This window comes from Zobellia laminariae, assembly GCF_030553095.1.
Taxonomy (GTDB): Bacteria; Bacteroidota; Bacteroidia; order Flavobacteriales; family Flavobacteriaceae; genus Zobellia; species Zobellia laminariae.
Genome location: NZ_CP130738.1, coordinates 944,266 through 960,322, shown reverse-complemented (window position 1 = coordinate 960,322; position 16,057 = coordinate 944,266). Strand labels below are relative to the sequence as shown.

The following is a 16,057-nucleotide window of genomic DNA, read 5'->3' as shown; positions in this document are numbered from 1 at the left end:
TGTGTATAAATATGCTTTACATAAGCAGCTTAAAAAGAACAAACAGAGATGCCGTAAAGGCTAGAATTAATACTCTTTTTATAAGCTCTAATTTTTCATAGGTGTCCATGTCTTTCATTTTAAGGTTCGTTACTTTATGTTCAAAGCTTAGCTTAGGTTAACATGTTTTCTCTTTTTTATTTTAAGTATGATAATTTTTTGTGAGCGTAAATAATCCTTGGATTTGCGGAGCGAGCATCTAAAAAATGTTAAATTAGATGCCACCGCTGTTAACCTTCTCATTAGATATGCATTAAATGGAAAATATACAGGCAGAAATAACGCTTGAAGATTTACGAAAGGGTTCGGATGACCTCCTTAAGAGGGTTTATGAGTCTAACCGCCTAAAATTTTTGAATTACGCTAGGCGCTACAACCTTTCGGAAGAAGAGAATATAGATGTGTATCAAGATGCTTATGTAATTTTTTACGATAATGTCATGAGCGGAAAGTTAGAAAGCTTATCCAGTAGTATTTCTACATATCTGTTTTCCATTGGTAAATATTTAATCTTTGATAAGATGCGGAAGAATAAGAAGGTGGTTTCGGGTGATTATGATTTGTCTAGAGTGGCAGAAGTTGATGAAGAGGTCAATACTTTTGAAATGGAAAAACAGAGCCTAACTACAGAACAGGAATTATTAAAAAAACACTTTGGCTCTTTAGGTGATAAATGCCAAGAATTACTGACGTTGTTTTATTACCGAGGGTTTACCATTCAAGAAATAATGGAGGCCAAAAACTACAATAGCGAGAATGTGGTGAAATCTGCTAAATCTCGTTGTATGAAAACATTGAAGGAAAAAATCCAAGCAAATACCTACTAATGATGGATAAAGAACTTTTATTATATAATTATTTTTCAAATCAATTGACTGCCGAGGAACAACGGCAGTTTGATGAATTACTGAAAACTGATGCCAATTTCAAGGAACAATTTGATTTTGAAAAGAACCTAAAGCAAGTTATTCGAGAAAAGGAATCTGATAACCTGAAGGCTAAATTGGCTGGTTTTGAAAAGGAAATCGGTAATACTGTTCCTGTTCGAAAATTACCGAGTACAAATTACAGAAAGTGGGCTATGGCAGCTTCTATAGCCTTACTCTTAGGTTTAGGGTGGTTGGGCTATAATAATTTTTCGGGTACAAATTACGAAGGACTCTACCATGATAATTTTCAAGATTACCCTAATACAGTTTATGCTATAACCAGAAGTGCTGAAACTGATAGTTCTTTGGAGCGTGCAGCATATGTAGCTTATGAAACCAATGACAATACAAAAGCTATTGAGCTTTTTACAGAATTGAAAGAGACTTCGAATTCAGAAAACATCAGTTTCTATTTGGCCCAGTCTTATTTGAAAAATAATGAATTAGGGGAGGCCATCTCACTTTTCAATGAAGTTGTTGAAGAAAGGGGCGAATTTGCTCCGCAGGCCTTATGGTACATTTCACTTTCGTATATAAAGGATAAGCAAAAAGAGAATGCTATAGAATCTCTTAAATTATTAATTGCAGATGGTAGGTATAAAAAAATTGAAGCGGAGTCACTTTTAGACGAACTAGAATAAAACTAAAGGTTTTGCTTTTTTCTTTTAGAGAGAAAGTAAAAAACTACAGTCAGTAAAACACCAAGAGTAACATAAGCCCCAAAAGGCAAGAAGCCTTTCTGATTTTCTAATGGGGTGTTGTCACCAATAACGATTAAAGCACTCCAATACGCTGGGGCAATGGCACTCTCACGATATTTGTTTATGTAATCTACTTTTGCTTTTTGCATAGCTGCAGATTTTGTGTCACCCTTACTAAGTGCTGTGTAAAAAGAGGTCATTAATTCTTTGCTACTTTTGTCATAGGTAGACCATAGAGAGGATACAACACTCTTTGCTCCTGAATGAAAAAAGCCTCTTGCCAAGCTCATGGCGCCTTCTCCCTTTTTAAGCTCCCCAATTGAAGTATTACAGGCACTTAAAACAACCATTTCCGCTTGGTTTTTAGTGGCATAAATTTCATTAAGGAACATTTTATCATCACTAAAAGCAATCCATGGGTCTTCATTTTCTCCTATATCTGCATGGGTTGATAGATGCACAATTCTATAATCTTTAAAATTATCTACAAAAGTAGATTTTGTGGCATCATCGTTCAAGCTTATGTTTCCTAGAAAATCTTTTGAACCTCTTCTATTTCGGCACCGCTAAAGATTAGACTGGGTAGGCCCAAGCTTGCAAATTGAATAGGAGCTACTGCGTAAAGTTCTTTTTTGGGAGTTCTTAGTATATGTGCTTTGGCATCCAGATAAGACATAGAATACGCATATCTAATTTCTGTGTCTTCAATAAAAAACTTGGCTGGGGTATTTTCTACGACAAAGGATTCAAAGGGAATTTGTTGTAAAATATAATCAGGTATGATGGTAAGCTTTTTACCCTTTAAATCATTGTAAACCTGTTCTGGCACTAGTTGTTTAAAGATGTTATGAGAAAATTGGTTATACGCAGAAATCTCATCACGATTCAACCTAAGGTTCGTTAGGTTCTCGTATAATTTTATGATGTTTTGGTTTAGATCAAGGGCATTTTGCAATTTAAAAAACTGGGTATGCTTTTCCGTAGTCAAAAGTCCATAGCCTTGTTTATCATTTAGGATATACTGCAAGACAACTTCATCATCTGAGATATATTTTTTCTTGAAATCAGTATAAGATAGAATAGCTTCTTTCTTTTTTAGTCTAGCATATTCTGGGAATGAGTTACTTAAGGAATCTGTGAAACGAATAAATTGTTCTTTGTGAAGAAAAACTTTTGATTTAAGCAGACCTATTGAATCTTTAGATTGTACGTTACTATTTGTTAATTTGGTTTCAGCTAAAAGTATGGCTTGTTTTAACTCGTATTCTCTTTGGATAATTTGCCTTGGTAATTGGGTAATTTCTTTGGCTTGCTCCGCAGTAACATCTTCTAACAGGAGTAGGGCTTTGTTTCGCTCCATAAAATAAAAAGCTTCTTCTGGTTTGGTAAGTAAAAAACATACCTCTACTGCTTTTGTATATAATGATGCTCCTTTTTCCCTCCAAAAAAGTTTAGATTGGTATTCCGTGCTTTCAGAGCGAAGTACATCTACTAATTTGTCGGCAAGAGTAAATGTTTGTAGAGCTTTTATTAAATGTTCGTTGTCTTGATCATGTTCAAAATAGGATAGCCAAGCATTTGCTTTTGCTACTATATGACCTAATAGAAACGTTTTTTCGGTAGCGAGCTCTAAGTCTTCAATAGCTGGTAATTCTGAGGGATCAATGTTGCTTTTCTTGTCAACCGACCAAATTATAGCCTTCTGATAGTTGTACATAGCATCCCTAAAATTTTTTTAGCTAAAAAAATGTCACCTAGATTTTCATAGGGGTCAGAATAATTAGGGTCAAAAGCAATTGCCTTTTGCAGGTTTTTGATAGACATATCATAGTTCTTTAACTTGAACTGTGGAATGGAAATCATGTTGAACACTTTAGCCAAGTTCAATGAATCCAGTAATATTGAATCTTTAAGAACCTTATTATAGTAATGTACGGCTTCTTCGTAATTCTCATTTTCGGTAAATTGATTTCCCTTTATGGAATTGATCCTGAGATTGTGCATTTCTCGGGTGTAACTTTCACTTAATAAAATAGAATCTGCAGATCTTAGGTTTTCTTCAATATTATTTGAAAACTCCTTATTGCCTAAGAGCGAGTATATTTCAGCCTTTAGAATATATATTTCAGCAAGATTTAAGACGTCCCTTTGTTGTAAGTTGTTTTGACTTTTATAATTTTCAATATAACTTTCATAACGATCTAGGGCTTTATAAAAATCACCCACAAATTCATGTAGTTCACCTAATTCTCTATTTGCATTTTGGATTTTTTTAAGGTCCTTTCCGTTTTTGACCATAAGTCTTGATAGGCGGTAATAGCATCATAATAGCGTTCATCAGAATTTAGAAAATAGCCTAAGTTATACATGCTCTTTTCTAATGACCCTTTTTCTAAACTATCTAATTTCTTTTTTATCTCTAGGGCTTGTTGGGTATATTGTATTGCTTTGTCTATATCTGCTTGATTACCTTGCTTGCGCCAGTTTCTATAATACCATTTTAAACCTGCATCATGAAAACAGTCTGCCAAAAGTCGTGGTGAAATAGATTTTTTGTTAACCTCAAAAAAAGAGTCGATTTTTTTTTGTTTTACCTCTATGCCTGTTGTGTCGCTTATGATATTAAGAAGTTGGTCCTGTTGCCCATTTACAAAAAAAGACAAGTGAAGAAAAAAGATAATTAATCGTTTCAGTTTTTTCATCAAGGACCATCTTTATTTAATAGAGTACAAGAATATGCTAAACGCTATGACAAATGCGGTTTCTAAATATATAAAGTTTTGTTGACAGTCAAAAAGTTATGGCAGCTAAGATTTTGTATCACTACGAAAGAAATAATGCCCATGTGTTTATAACATGAGCATTACCTCTATTTTAGAGAGCCCTAATAGATATTTTTTATTATCTAATTATGGCATTAGCATCTAGAATACTGCTATTAAGTCCACTTTCAGACTTAGCTAGATTCAGAATGCCTTCTTTTAGAACCGTTACGTCAGGCCTAGATGCTTTTATGAAAAGTTCACCGGCTAGACCTGTCATGGCCGCCGTAGAATACGAAGTTCCTTCTAGGCCTGCTCGGTCTTTTGAATTAGGGTCCAGTGTATTTAGAACAACTGAATAGTTGCCAAATTCTAGGGCTACATCTATACTTTTGACCCCGTAATTAGATTTGGGATGCAAAATTATTTTCTTGGCTATGGTATCATTAAAATACCCCCCAACTGCTAAAATGTTTTCAGAATCGTAGGAGGATAAAAAATGACCATCTAAGGAATCATCCGTATTCTCGCCTTTATTTCCTGCAGATGAGATTACTAATGATTTATCACTTAATTCATTAATAAGTCTTTTTAGTACAGTTTGTTTCTGCAGTATTTCTTGAGTCTGCTTACCACCAAAACTGGTATTTATTATATGAATATTTCCGTCGTTTTTATTGATATTTTTAATATATGCCATTGCACAAACTATATTCCAATATGATCCTCTACCGTTATCGTCAAAAACTTTAAGCGGGAGTATACGGTAGTCTATTTGAGGTACAGAGTTGTCTAGAATATCTCTGATAATCTTAGTTACATAAGTACCATGACCCTGTCCATCGGTAATATTGGGACTGTTGTTTACAAAGTTCCATCCACTAGAAGTTGGGTAACAATTGCTATAGGCAAGAGAGTTGAACAAATATTGCCCGCTAAAAGGTGTCAAATCACGTGAGAGGTCAATACCTGTATCTAATACTGCAATATTAACGGATGCAGTTTCAGAAGGATTAGTAAACTCTTTTGGATCTACTTGTTCGTCAAGTTGTCTAAAATCAGGAATCGGGTCTAACTGAATATCAAAACCTATTTCACCTTCTAAACCCGCTTCTCCAGAGCTATCATCTTGGAGTCTACGCCTAGCAGCTTCAATATCTATTTTTGATGTATCAACAGTCCATTGTTTTATGGTAACGTCTCCACAACTACAACCTATGGTGTCTTGAATTTCTAGATACTTCAACCAATATTTTAGTTTTTCTTGGGACAGATTGGGGTCTAATCGAACAATCAATTTGTTACGGGAAGGTATGATTTTAGCACCATCATTTGCTTCACCACCCTCACTAACATAGGTGTCGTTGTATATTGTTTCATCTTTAGGGTCATCATTATCTTCACCGTGCCCATAGTGCCATTTTGTGCAAGAAGTTAATATAAGTCCGGCTATTAATAGTAGCGTAATTTTCGTTTTCATAATTGAGGGTATTAAGGTTGATTATTGTTTTAAATTAATGTTCTAGCTTGGGTAAAGGTTAATAGATAATTTTATTCATTATAAGCACTAAGTTCAGATTTACTGATTAGGTTGCCGTTGTCTTTGTAAGACTCCTGTTTTATCATGCCAATACCTTCTGCAAGCCATAGTTTCGATTTCATTTTAATGGTCGCGCCCATAGTTTTAGTGGTGTTATCTTCGGTAATTAAATAACAGTCAAAAGTGCCTGCAGATGTGGTTACACTTTCTTTTTTCTCTACTTTCCTATTGGTTTGATCAACTGAGACATTCATATTAATGCCAGACATGCTCATAGATACTGTAACATTGGCATCGTTCAATTCTTGACCTTCACTTAGGTTATTGGGCAGTTCTATATCTGTACCGGAAATATCCATTTCCAAACCCATTTCTGAATATTGTTGCATCATTTGGGATGGAAAAAGCGATTGGTAGTCAATTTTGACCAACCCGTCTTCGCAGCTAAAGGAATAGTTGGTTTCAAATATTTCTTTTCCTTTCTTGTCTGTAAGCTTCATGTCAAAAGTAGCTACGGAAGCAGAGCCTTCGGAACGAACATCAGATACGGTATAGTTTACGGTACCATCAGATTTGCCTTTTTTGTCGTAATTGGTATATTGAAAAGTACTTCCTTCCTTTAGAGGATAGAATTTACTGCAACTGTCTTGCCCAAAAGCAAAACCTATACATAGTAGAAATAATAACGTAGAGAGTAGAGGGTTTTTCATTGTGTCCATTTTAGATTTTTTATGCTTTAATAAATTCTACGCGTCGGTTTTGAGCCTTGCCGTCCGCTGATGAATTATCGCCAACAGGTTCTGTTTCTCCTTTGCCGTTGGTAGATAATCTTTCTGATGATACATTATATATAGAGACTAAAGCATTTTTCACCGCTTCGGCTCTGTCTTGAGATAATTTCATGTTTTTGGTATCATCACCATCAGCATCAGTATGACCAACAATTTTTAGCTGTATTGCTTTGTCTTGCTGGAGTACTTGATATATCTGTCGGATAATTCCCATAGACTGCGGCTGAATGTTGTCCGAACCGCTATCGAATAAAATACCGTTTGTGGATATTTTTCCGTCAGCTAGTAATTGTCTCCTTAAGTCAACCCCTCCTTTAGCGATTTTTATATTACCTATAAGTACAGACTCCTTTTCTGTGTCCGTACCTCGCAGCGTTAATTTTATGCCTTGCATCTGTACATTAGAAGGTAGTAACCTTGGGACATCAATGAGTTTGTTTTCGTTTATCCATAATCTAAAACGCTCTTTGTTCACTGCTATGGAGACATGGTGCTTTTGGTTTACTACATTACGGATATCAGCACCTACTTCATTTCTAATCACCCGTTTTGATGCGATGTTGTTTTCAACCACAACACCACGTTCTATAAATTGGCAGAAAGAATATTCTACAAGGCCTAGGTTAGCGCCTTTTTTAAAGGTGTTGTTATCACTCACGACTATACCCAAGTAAGACTGAGAAGAGGTTTTATTATCCAATCCAGTTGCAACAACATCAAACTCTAAAGTAAATTCATCCGGTAAATTCGTGACATCAGGAATGTAAGCGGTTTTAAATCCTGGTAGTATTTTTAGCCATTTATTGGGATGCTCTTCTAAGGTTACGAGTTCTCCACTTCCGTTGGAATTCCACCGGGATGGAAAATCCCCAATAAAATCATTAGAAAAGTCATCAACGAAAATTGGTGTATCACCTGGTACAAAATCAAACTTACTATAGACCTTTATAGATTGTGGCGTTGTTTCATTAGATGTTTGTGAGGTATTGGAACTGTTTTGTTCATCCGTTTCAGGAAAATCATTTTCATCAGTAGTATCGTTCTGCTGGGCTGGTCTCTTTTTCTTCTTTTTCCCTTTTCCAGGTTCTAAAATACTATCTAGTGCTTGATCTGTTTTTTCTGAGGTCTCTTTTTCTACCCTACGCTCAACTGTTCTTTCTGCTGCTCTTTCTGCAACTTTTCCTAATTTTTGTAAAATTTGGGCATTGCCGGTTTGGCAAGTAAACAGGATGCATACCACAGGTAAGATTAATTTAAGTAAGTGTCCTAAGGTTTTCATGTACTTGATGTTTAGTAATACAATAATTAAGGTGTATGTCAAGGATTGAAAAATTGACATTCTTCTAAGTATTAGTGTATAACCCCCTTAAAAGGTTAACATCAAAACTAAACGAAATGGCCTTTTTATAATAAAGACTTGTATTCGTTGGGTATGAAAACTGTGTGAATGGTATTAAAAACTATGTGGATGGAGAAATTAGTTCAGTTACAGGATGTAAGAAAAAAATTAGAAGTCTTTTCCAAGTTGATTGGGCAGTAAACGGAAACTCATCCGGTGGTATTTAGTTATACCATATTTTCTGATGGCTTCACGATGTTCTTTGGTAGGGTAGCCTTTGTTTTTTTTCCAGTTGTACATGGGGTATTCTTCGTGAAGCACATCCATATACGCATCTCTATATGTCTTTGCCAAAACGGATGCTGCGGCAATGTTCATATATTTTCCGTCACCTTTTATAATACATTCATGTGGAATATCTTTAAAAGGCTTGAACCGGTTACCGTCTACAATAATAAATTTTGGGGTTGTTTTTAGTTTTTCAATAGCCTTGTGCATGGCTAAAATAGAGGCATTTAAAATATTGATTTCATCAATTTTTTCAGGAAATATTTGGGCCACACCATAGGCCGTACATTCAGACTCTATGATAGGTCTCAGTAAATCGCGCTTTCGGTGAGATAGAAGTTTCGAGTCATTTAATATGCTATTGGTAAAACCTTTCGGCAATATAACGGCGGCAGCGGTTACAGGTCCAGCTAGGCAACCTCTTCCTGCTTCATCGGTTCCGGCTTCGTTTTCAAATTTGTATTTCTCTAATAACATTCTTCAACTGAAAATAACAGGGCTTTAAAGTATAATTACTTATTACAAATTACAATAGAGAAATGCTTTTTTTTAAAAATAATAGCTAAATTCTAATTGATATTTTTTTAACAAAATAAGTGTAAAATTAACATTTTATAAACAAAATTTATCGTATAATTTGGATTATTAACAATTTTTTATGTTTTTTGTTTAAACTAATTCACAAAAACATATACATGAAACGAAAATTTAAATGGATTTTAGTGCCTTTTTTGGTATTATTATCAGGCTATTCTTTTGCCCAGGAAAAATCAATTTCCGGAAATGTGACCGATGAAGATGGTCTTCCGTTGCTTAAGGTGTTTCCGTAGTGGTAATAGGTACCACCAATGGAACTCAAACTGATTTTGATGGTAATTATATTATCAGTGCGGAGGAGGGGCAAAGCTTGAGATATAGTTATATTGGTCAAAAAACGGTAAAAAGAGAAGTTGGCTCCGCTAATACAATAAATGTTGAGATGCAATATAGTGCCCAAGCTTTAGACGAAGTGGTTTTGACGGGTGTTGCTCAAGGTACTTCAAAAAAGAAATTGGCGTTTAAGGTAGAGACAGTTCCGGTAACCGGAACTCAAAACGTTCCAACTCCCGATGCCGCTTCCGCATTGATTGGGAAAGTAGCAGGAGCTCAGATTGTTCAGGGTGGAGGGAATCCTCTGCGTAATTCAGCGATTATATTACGAGGTGCCAGTTCTATAGAAGGAAGTACAGCGCCTTTAATAATTGTAGATGGTATTATAACCCAAGGTGGTCTTAATCAAATAAGCACACAGGATATTGAAACTATAGAGGTTGTTAAAGGAGCAGCAGCTTCTTCTCTTTATGGATCATTAGCAGGTAACGGCGTTATACAAGTTATTACCAAACGAGGTACGACCGACAAGCCAAAAGTAACACTGCGTTTTGAAAATGGTTTCTCTAATACTCAAAGAGATTATCCATTGGCAAAGAATCATGATAGACTTTTAGATGCTAATGGCAATTTTGATGTTAGCAGTGGTTCTATAGTCGCCGATTCAGATGGAATTTTTGATAACCCCTATCCGGGAGAACTTATAAATAATGTAGACGAGTTTATAAGCTCTCAGCCTTACAGTCAAATTAGTGTAGGCGTTTCTCAAAATTTAGATAAGGTTAATTATTATATTTCTGCTGAACAAACAGAGGTACAGGGTATTATTACAGGTCTTGATCCATTTAAAAGACAAAATGCTCGTTTAAATTTGGATGTTAATTTGAGTAGCAAATTTAAGTTAGAGTTAACCAACTATTTGGTGAGACAAACAGGAGCAGAAGTAACACAGGCAGGACAAGGAGACAATGTATTTTTTAACTTGTTGACAGCTAATCCTACGGTAAGACTAGACCAAAGGGATGCAAGTGGAAACTATATTCCTTTCTTTGACGGAAATGGATTTATCAATGAATATCAAAATCCATTGTATGTGGCTTCAAATCAAAAGTTCGATAATGAAAATACCAGATTAGTATCCTCCATTACAGGTAAGTATAGCATTACTGATAACTTAGTTTTGGAAACTCATTTATCTACAGATAGAGGACGTAGTGAATTTGTTAACTTTTTTCCAAAAGGATACGTATCCGGATCTCAATTTGATCCTAATACAAACAACGGCTTTATCTTAAATATCGATAGTGATTATGCACGTGTTAATTCATATGCCCAATTAAATTACAATACAAGTTTTGGAGATTTCAATTTTAAATCTTCTTTACGATATTTATTTGAAGATTTTGAAGGTTCTTTTAAAACTGCACAGAGTTCTAATTTCTTGACGGAAGGAGTTACTAATTTACAACAAGGTACTGAGAACATTAGTATAAACTCAGCTGAATTTGAAGAAAAGACACAAAACGTATTTCTATCCGCAGATTTTGACTGGAAAGAAAAGTTAATCATTGGGGGACTTGTAAGATCAGATAGAAGTTCTCTTTTTGGTGAAGACAATCGTGATCAAATTTTCTACAGAGGATCTTTTGCTTATCGTTTAGGCGAGGATATTGATGCGGAATGGTTGGATGAATTGAAGTTTAGAGCGTCTTATGGTACAGCTGGACTTAGACCTAGTTTTGGAGATATTTTCGAAACTTTTTCAGTTAGCCAGACAGGTATTACACCATTACAAATTGGTAATCCAGATTTGCAATCGCCTACAATTAAGGAATTGGAAGTAGGTCTGGATTTACAAGTCTTAAATAAGTATACATTGGCATTTACTTATGCTAATTCAAATACGGAAGATGCGTTAATAACAGTTCCCTTATCTGGTGCAGTACCTGGTAGAGTGCAAGTTCAAAACATAGCAGATACTTCGTATGAAGCGTATGAAGTTGCTTTTAATGGTACTCCATTTGAAACGGAAGACTTTACGTGGGATTTTGGAATCACATTCTCAACAGTTGAAAATACAATTGATGATTTAGGTTCGGTAGCTCCTTTTAATAGAGTTATTCAAGGTTTTGGTGCTGGAAGCAGTAACCAACAACTAGATGCGGATCCAGCTGTAAACGTTTTTAGAGTTGAGCCAGGACAGCCATTTGGGGCAATGTTCGGAAATCAATTGGCATCGTCTTTAGATGATTTAACGGTTGAAAATGGCGTAGTAATTAATGAAGGGCTTAATCTGCCAATATCGGATTTCTCGGTAAATGAATTTGGTCATGTTATTGTAACGTCTAATGAAGACCATAAGGCTGGTCTTGTGAATGCCGGCGGAGAACAAGCAATTAGAAAGTGGAATCCAGAAACTAATCAGTTAGCGGTAGACCTAATAGGAGATACTAATCCTGATTTTAATATGGGTTTCAAAAATACGCTTACCTATAAGAATTTAAGTCTTTACACACTTATAGATGCTCAAATTGGTGGAGATGTGTATAATTATACAAGACAATACTTGTATTTTAATGATAGACATGCAGATTTGGATACATACGGAGCTGCGGGTCAGCAATCTTCTTATGCTAATGCTAGTTCAACCATATACAACGGGGCCGCTCCTATTGACTACTTTGTTGAAGATGCAACTTTTGTGAAGATTCGTGAAATCTCATTATCGTATACTTTAGATGATGACATATTGGGGCCTAAAATTCCTATTGACGCTATCAAATTCACTTTATCAGGTAGAAACTTGCACACATTCACAGACTATACGGGTTATGATCCAGAAGTTGCCTTAAGCGGAAGCCCAATCTTTAAATTGGATGAGTTTTCTTTTCCAAACTTTAGAACATTTGCCGCTGCGGTACAGATAACTTTTTAAAAAAATAAACATGAAAAAAATAATTTATTTTGTGATGGCCATGACAATACTGTCATGTACACAAGAGGAATTCAACATAAGTAATTCCAATGAGGCTGATACGCAGAGAGTATTGGCGAATGGACCGGATTTTCAGAACTTTAACATATCTAATCACTCAGCATTATTTGATAATCAAATTGAGTTTCAAGGTATTTACTTTAGAGGGTTAGCAGATCAATTTTCAACAACCAATGCTGCTTATGGTTTTTGGGGTTTTTGTGATCAACCTAGAAGACAAATTATCAATTCTACAGCTAATGATGATCTTCCGACTCAAGCGGGTGGCCCATGGGACAGTTTTAACTCTGTTATTAACAATGCCAATATAGTAATAGGCAATATTGAGAATGATGGTAATCAGGTGATGGTTGGAGATAGTGACCTTACACAGCAAGAATTGGCCGCGGCCTATTTTGATAAAGGTGTTGCTCAAGGTTATTTGGCTTTGATATACGATAAGGCTTATATTGTTAATCCGGATACTGATCCAGGTGCATTAGAGTTTTCTGCGTATCAAGATGTTTTTGCCGCTGCGGTTCAGAATATTGAAATTGGTATTCAGATGGCAAGTTCTTTTGATGGGTTTCAGTACAGCATATTTGCGAGGAGAGGTGTTAGATGGTCCAACATTTTTAGAATTGGCTAATAGCTATTTAGCACGTCTCTCTATCGGTTTGCCTAGAAGTGATGCTGAAGCACAAGGTCTTGATTATAATGCTATTTTGGCATATGCTGAAAACGGACTTACTTCTGATTTTAGCCCATTAGCGGAAGAAGATGTGTTTTTTAATAATTTCCAAGATTGGTCTTTGTTTGATTTAGGTGTTGCCGGTTATATGCCAACGGATTTAAAGATTTTACACCTTTTTGATCCTACTTATGATACGGATTATCCTGAAGATGAAAACATTATTTTAGGTGAAGCAGTAACGGATGACCCAAGACTTGCTGAATACTATAAATATGTCGGAGAAGAATTTGGATTCTTAAGAGCTTCTCGTGGCAGATACCTGTTTTCCAGTTACCAAACTATTAAGTTTTTTAATGACAATGATCAGAATTCTACTGGACTACCTACGAACATTTTTGCTAAAGCAGAGATAGATTATATAATAGCTGAATGTTACTATCGTTTAGGAGATTTTGGAGCGGCAGCAGCTGCGCTAGATGCTTCCCCTCGTATGGCTAAAGGTAACCAAGCTACAACCGTAGCAGGTCCTAACGTTTTAAATGCATTGCTTTATGAGGTATCTATAGAACTTGATCTTGCATCAGGAATTTGTATAGAATGGTGGTTTATGAGAAGGCATGATATGTTGCAGGCGGGTTCACCTACGATGTATCCTGTGCCTGCGTCAGAACTTGAGATTACGCAAGATCCTATTTATACTTTTGGAGGACCTGCAGCTGCTGGTGAGCCAGGTACAGCTTCCGGAGCAAATGACTGGAGAAATATTGATTTGGTATACTAAAATTTTATTTGAATTTTGCTAGGAAAGGCCGTCATATTGTATGACGGCTTTTTTCTTTTAAAAAAAAGTATACTTTTAGACTTCTATTTTACAACTTAAAAAGTTTTCACATTTAATTACGAACTAAAAAAATTAACTTTACCGCTGTAACTAGCTTCAATGAAATATTTTCTCCTGATTTTTTTATTGCATTTTTCATGTATTCAAGTCTTCGCGCAAGAAGATTCTATTCCTCCTAAAAGAGATATAGATACTTCGGCCGTTCGTAGCATGCCTAGAAGGTTGGGTCCAAAAGAGAAAGAAGAGGAACCCGAACTTGAACCTCTTACTATAGAGGATTATAAGATTATCACTTTTGCCAGAGATACTGTCTTTTTGGATACCACACTCACCATTCAAAAAGAATATAAATACAACTACTTAAGAAAGGATGATTTTGAACTCATGCCTTTTGCCAATATAGGCAAACCATATAATAAGTTAGGAGTTGACTTCTACTCAAATGACCTATATCCGGGACTGGGGGCAAGCGCACTTCATACTAGCTATTTTGAAAAGGAAGACATAAAGTACTATAATGTAGCTACACCTATGTCCGATCTGTTTTTTAAGACCACTTTAGAAGAAGGCCAATTGTTAGATGCTAGTTTGGCGTTCAATACTTCAAAAAGACTCAATTTCTCTTTAGCCTATAAAGGTTTTCGCTCTTTGGGTAAATACCAGTATAACCAAAGAGAATCTGGGAATTTTAGGGCTACCACCAATTATGTAACAAAGAACAACAGATATAGCTTGCGCGGACACATAGCTGCTCAAGATATTGATAATGAAGAAAACGGTGGGCTTTTAAATGATGAGCTCCAATTTGAATCTGGTGATGATAATTTTAGCGATAGGGTAAAGATCGATGTCCGCTTTAGTGACGCGTCTAGTAGGATTTTAGGCAAGCGTTACTATTTTGATCATTTATATAAGTTGTTAAGAAAGGAGCAAGATTCTAGTAGTCAAGAAAAAACTTCACTAGGTATAGGTCATCAGTTTAACTATGAAACCAAGTACTACGCTTTTAACCAAACTACGCCCAATGAGTATTATGGAGATAATCTGGTTTCGCCAATTGTAGATAAGGCCAGTTTAAAAACAATGTACAATCAAGTCAATGCAGAATTTTATAATGCAACGCTAGGTAGACTTCAGGGTAATATCTCGCTTTATAACTACAATTACTTTTTCAATAGTATATTAATAAATGATGAGGGAGTAACAATACCAAGTAGATTAAAGGGCGAAGAAATAGCTGTTGGAGCCGAGTATGAGAAACGTATAAAAGGTTTTCAATTGAAAGCAATGGCAAAGTATAATCTGTCTGGGGAACTTGGAGGTAACCAAATGAACGCTTCTGCATCATATGAGTTAAATGATAAGCATAAGGTAACAGTATCTGCTTTTGGCTCATCAAAAATGCCAAACTTTAATTTCTTGTTATATCAAAGTGATTACGAAAATTACAATTGGTTAAATATTGATAATTTTGAAAAGGAACAAGTCTATGGATTGCGTCTTGATCTTGAATCTGAGTTATGGGGTAACCTTATGGTGAGCTATTCCACCGTAGATAATTACAGTTACTTTGGAGAGGACCCATCCCAAACCATTGAAGACGGAATGGAAAATGCTACCATACGCCCGCTGCAGGAGAACAATGTGCTTAATCATACCAAAATTAAATACAGTAAAGAATTTAAACTTGGTTCGTTTGCATTGAACAATACGGTTATGTATCAAAATGTATCGCAAGCCAATCAGGTACTTAATGTACCTGAACTGGTAACTAGAAATACGTTGTACTTCTCTTCCGATGTTTTTAAGAAAGCCATGTTTTTGCAGACAGGGGTAACCCTTAAATATTTCACGGCATATAATATGGATGCCTACAATTCGCTGTTGGGCGAGTTCTATTTGCAGAACGATCAGAAGTTGGGCAACTTCCCTATGTTGGATTTCTTCATAAATGCAAAGATTCAACAGACAAGAATCTATCTAAAAGCAGAGCATTTTAATTCTTTGTTTAATAGTGAACCTACATATTACTCTGCACCTAACTATCCATATCGCGATTTTGTAATACGATTTGGGCTAGTGTGGAACTTCTTTTCTTAAAGTTTGATTCTCCTTGTAGCTTTTTTAAGATATTGAACTACTTCCTACGGTTTATAAGAGGTCTCATGTAATAAAATATCCTTTATAGTTAGGTTTAGCCAATAGTGTGCGGAGTGATGCAAAGCGGATATTATGTAAACGTTAAGTGGTGTAAGGGTTGGTGAAGTTGTTGAGTCTCAAAATAAAGTA

The 16,057-nt window shown here is 35.6% G+C and carries 15 protein-coding genes; 7 read left to right on the top strand and 8 right to left on the bottom strand.

From position 1 onward, the window contains the following. Window positions 1–296 precede the first annotated feature (296 nt). Entirely contained in the window at window positions 297–866 is a 570-nt protein-coding gene (locus Q5W13_RS04660) for an RNA polymerase sigma factor (RefSeq protein ID WP_304445505.1), read from the top strand. Then, the gene (locus tag Q5W13_RS04655; protein WP_304445504.1) at window positions 866–1,609 is read left to right on the top strand and encodes a tetratricopeptide repeat protein; all 744 of its coding nucleotides are present in this window, start codon (window positions 866–868) and stop codon (window positions 1,607–1,609) included. Before Q5W13_RS04660 ends, Q5W13_RS04655 begins: the two co-directional genes overlap by 1 nt. 2 nt (window positions 1,610–1,611) lie before the next feature. On the opposite strand, the gene Q5W13_RS04650 is transcribed toward Q5W13_RS04655, so the two are convergent. The 8 genes from Q5W13_RS04650 to rnhB form a co-directional block, all read right to left on the bottom strand. Further along, window positions 1,612–2,187 (bottom strand): CHAT domain-containing protein, encoded by a 576-nt coding sequence (locus Q5W13_RS04650; protein ID WP_304445503.1) that lies wholly within the window; start codon window positions 2,185–2,187, stop codon window positions 1,612–1,614. An 11-nt stretch (window positions 2,188–2,198) separates the two neighbouring features. Next, on the bottom strand, window positions 2,199–3,386 hold the full coding sequence (locus Q5W13_RS04645) for a CHAT domain-containing protein (RefSeq protein WP_304445502.1): 1,188 nt from the start codon (window positions 3,384–3,386) through the stop codon (window positions 2,199–2,201). Further along, a complete protein-coding gene (locus Q5W13_RS04640) occupies window positions 3,362–3,967 on the bottom strand; it encodes a tetratricopeptide repeat protein (RefSeq protein ID WP_304445501.1) in 606 nt (201 codons plus the stop codon). Before Q5W13_RS04640 ends, Q5W13_RS04645 begins: the two co-directional genes overlap by 25 nt. After that, a complete protein-coding gene (locus Q5W13_RS04635) occupies window positions 3,913–4,371 on the bottom strand; it encodes a hypothetical protein (protein ID WP_304445500.1) in 459 nt (152 codons plus the stop codon). Before Q5W13_RS04635 ends, Q5W13_RS04640 begins: the two co-directional genes overlap by 55 nt. Window positions 4,372–4,570: 199 nt before the next feature. Continuing rightward, the gene (locus Q5W13_RS04630) at window positions 4,571–5,911 is read right to left on the bottom strand and encodes a S8 family serine peptidase (RefSeq protein ID WP_304445499.1); all 1,341 of its coding nucleotides are present in this window, start codon (window positions 5,909–5,911) and stop codon (window positions 4,571–4,573) included. Between the two features lie 71 nt (window positions 5,912–5,982). Beyond that, on the bottom strand, window positions 5,983–6,681 hold the full coding sequence (locus Q5W13_RS04625; RefSeq protein ID WP_304445498.1) for a TapB family protein: 699 nt from the start codon (window positions 6,679–6,681) through the stop codon (window positions 5,983–5,985). A gap of 19 nt (window positions 6,682–6,700) precedes the next feature. Next, window positions 6,701–8,041: an OmpA family protein gene (locus Q5W13_RS04620; RefSeq protein WP_304445497.1), complete on the bottom strand. Its 1,341-nt coding sequence runs from the start codon at window positions 8,039–8,041 to the stop codon at window positions 6,701–6,703. Between the two features lie 228 nt (window positions 8,042–8,269). Beyond that, a complete protein-coding gene (gene rnhB, locus Q5W13_RS04615) occupies window positions 8,270–8,866 on the bottom strand; it encodes a ribonuclease HII (protein WP_304445496.1) in 597 nt (198 codons plus the stop codon). A gap of 218 nt (window positions 8,867–9,084) precedes the next feature. On the opposite strand from rnhB, the gene Q5W13_RS04610 reads away from it, so the two are divergent. The 5 genes from Q5W13_RS04610 (at window position 9,085) to Q5W13_RS04590 (ending at window position 15,868) form a co-directional block, all read left to right on the top strand. Continuing rightward, window positions 9,085–9,219 carry a hypothetical protein gene (locus Q5W13_RS04610; protein ID WP_304445495.1) on the top strand — a complete coding sequence of 45 codons (135 nt, stop codon included), beginning with the start codon at window positions 9,085–9,087 and terminating at the stop codon, window positions 9,217–9,219. After that, entirely contained in the window at window positions 9,219–12,194 is a 2,976-nt protein-coding gene (locus tag Q5W13_RS04605; RefSeq protein WP_304445494.1) for a SusC/RagA family TonB-linked outer membrane protein, read from the top strand. Before Q5W13_RS04610 ends, Q5W13_RS04605 begins: the two co-directional genes overlap by 1 nt. 10 nt (window positions 12,195–12,204) lie before the next feature. Continuing rightward, a complete protein-coding gene (locus Q5W13_RS04600) occupies window positions 12,205–12,882 on the top strand; it encodes a RagB/SusD family nutrient uptake outer membrane protein (RefSeq protein WP_304445493.1) in 678 nt (225 codons plus the stop codon). Beyond that, window positions 12,815–13,708 (top strand): hypothetical protein, encoded by an 894-nt coding sequence (locus tag Q5W13_RS04595; RefSeq protein ID WP_304445492.1) that lies wholly within the window; start codon window positions 12,815–12,817, stop codon window positions 13,706–13,708. Before Q5W13_RS04600 ends, Q5W13_RS04595 begins: the two co-directional genes overlap by 68 nt. A gap of 159 nt (window positions 13,709–13,867) precedes the next feature. Next, the gene (locus Q5W13_RS04590; protein WP_304445491.1) at window positions 13,868–15,868 is read left to right on the top strand and encodes a putative porin; all 2,001 of its coding nucleotides are present in this window, start codon (window positions 13,868–13,870) and stop codon (window positions 15,866–15,868) included. Window positions 15,869–16,057 lie beyond the last annotated feature (189 nt).

What these genes read in the sequence shown, in the direction of transcription:
- Q5W13_RS04600 (WP_304445493.1), top strand. Translation starts at nt 12,205, where the DNA reads ATGAAAAAAATAATTTATTTTGTGATGGCCATGACAATACTGTCATGT.
- Q5W13_RS04640 (WP_304445501.1), bottom strand. Translation starts at nt 3,967, where the DNA reads ATGGTCAAAAACGGAAAGGACCTTAAAAAAATCCAAAATGCAAATAGA.
- rnhB (WP_304445496.1), bottom strand. Translation starts at nt 8,866, where the DNA reads ATGTTATTAGAGAAATACAAATTTGAAAACGAAGCCGGAACCGATGAA.
- Q5W13_RS04660 (WP_304445505.1), top strand. Translation starts at nt 297, where the DNA reads ATGGAAAATATACAGGCAGAAATAACGCTTGAAGATTTACGAAAGGGT.
- Q5W13_RS04610 (WP_304445495.1), top strand. Translation starts at nt 9,085, where the DNA reads ATGAAACGAAAATTTAAATGGATTTTAGTGCCTTTTTTGGTATTATTA.
- Q5W13_RS04630 (WP_304445499.1), bottom strand. Translation starts at nt 5,911, where the DNA reads ATGAAAACGAAAATTACGCTACTATTAATAGCCGGACTTATATTAACT.
- Q5W13_RS04655 (WP_304445504.1), top strand. Translation starts at nt 866, where the DNA reads ATGATGGATAAAGAACTTTTATTATATAATTATTTTTCAAATCAATTG.
- Q5W13_RS04595 (WP_304445492.1), top strand. Translation starts at nt 12,815, where the DNA reads ATGGGTTTCAGTACAGCATATTTGCGAGGAGAGGTGTTAGATGGTCCA.
- Q5W13_RS04635 (WP_304445500.1), bottom strand. Translation starts at nt 4,371, where the DNA reads ATGAAAAAACTGAAACGATTAATTATCTTTTTTCTTCACTTGTCTTTT.
- Q5W13_RS04645 (WP_304445502.1), bottom strand. Translation starts at nt 3,386, where the DNA reads ATGTACAACTATCAGAAGGCTATAATTTGGTCGGTTGACAAGAAAAGC.
- Q5W13_RS04625 (WP_304445498.1), bottom strand. Translation starts at nt 6,681, where the DNA reads ATGAAAAACCCTCTACTCTCTACGTTATTATTTCTACTATGTATAGGT.
- Q5W13_RS04590 (WP_304445491.1), top strand. Translation starts at nt 13,868, where the DNA reads ATGAAATATTTTCTCCTGATTTTTTTATTGCATTTTTCATGTATTCAA.
- Q5W13_RS04620 (WP_304445497.1), bottom strand. Translation starts at nt 8,041, where the DNA reads ATGAAAACCTTAGGACACTTACTTAAATTAATCTTACCTGTGGTATGC.